Origin of the sequence: Clostridium frigoris (assembly GCF_018861865.1) — a bacterium.
Taxonomy (GTDB): Bacteria; Bacillota; Clostridia; order Clostridiales; family Clostridiaceae; genus Clostridium_AD; species Clostridium_AD frigoris.
On record NZ_JAHLDV010000142.1, the window covers coordinates 1 to 959 of the forward strand.

The window sequence follows — 959 nt, forward strand, 5'->3', positions numbered from 1 at the left end:
TATAGTATCTTTTACAAAAGCTTTTAGATTCAAGTATCCGAAGGTGCTTGAAATTTTATAAAAATACTGTATTTTAAGTGTCTTTAATTCTTTGGACAGTACCCTCCAATTGCCAGTAAATGTTCTATATATCAAAGGTATTTTCTCTTTATACCCAAGAGATCTACGAGCTATACAGTATGCAGCGGATACATGAATAGATATTCCTTTAGCTTTCATATACTTTATTTTACCCATTTGGCTAGTATATGCTGGGTTTACATAAAATACGGCTAAATTTTCTTTAAAAGCCCTGGAACTTATTGCTTCAATGATTTTTTTATGAGCAAACATACTGATTTTCATATTTCGTTTAGTATTCCCATAAGTTAGTTTGGATTTACTGATATTTTTAATATTCTCACCAGCAAGTGGTTTATTTTTATCCCTAGCTATTTGAACAAGCACTAAGGCACTCTTTTCTAAAGTTTTTGAAATTTGCCCTGAAGTTTTATTTGCTATATTAAAATGTATAGTGCCAAAGTCTAATAGGTTGCCGATGCAATCAGTTTCACTCCATGCAATATGGTCATAGTTTATATCATAGCCTACAACTCCATTTGTCTTAGAATAATTAATTTGATTCTCGTCTTTAAATAGTTTATAAGATGGCTTAAACAAAAAGTAATCTCCTTTGTCTTCAATTCGTAAGGAAACAGGGGAATTTTTAGTGTTTAGAGCTTCTATTAATAAGTCTTTATGGTAAGGAAAATCAACATTTTCTACTTCAAACCATTGTGAACTATGATATGCACCTATTTTATTTTCATAGGGCAGTTGGATACTTAGTAAATTCGTTTCATAATTGTATTTAACACAAGCATTTCCTTGTGTAACTGTGTTAAGTCCTTGAAGTTCTATAGTTTTATGTCTAGCTTTATAGAAGTCTTCTTTCCATTCAAAATGCTCATTATATAATG

At 30.3% G+C, this 959-nt stretch carries 1 pseudogene; it reads right to left on the reverse strand.

Annotation, left to right across the window (positions count from 1 at the left end):
• Positions 1-959, reverse strand: a pseudogene (locus KPL37_RS19490) (hypothetical protein); the annotation flags it as partial.